At 43.9% G+C, this 280-nt stretch carries 1 pseudogene; it reads right to left on the reverse strand.

The features are described from left to right. A pseudogene (locus tag H5232_RS24560) lies at window positions 1-181 on the reverse strand (alpha/beta hydrolase family protein); the annotation flags it as partial. Between the last annotated feature and the right edge of the window lie 99 nt (window positions 182-280).

Raw genomic sequence — 280 nt, forward strand, 5'->3', positions numbered from 1 at the left:
CAGGAGCTTCGTCAGTTAACAAGTATTTATCCAGCCACTGCTCTTGTTCCCATAAAACATGTAATAAGCTTTTACGGGCACGATAACCATGGGCTTCGTAAGGTAGCATCACTAAACGCGCTTCTTTACCTAAACCTTTGAGCGCAGCGTACATACGCTCGCTTTGCATCGGGAAGGTGCCGTGAGATTAAGGGTGGGTCTTCATCCCCATATAATTAAATTAACAAGCGCGGCATAAACCGCGCTTTGAATTTATTCTGTTAAAGAAGGCTCAGTATTT

Source organism: Pseudoalteromonas sp. SG41-5, assembly GCF_014164495.1.
Classification (GTDB): Bacteria; Pseudomonadota; Gammaproteobacteria; order Enterobacterales; family Alteromonadaceae; genus Pseudoalteromonas; species Pseudoalteromonas rhizosphaerae.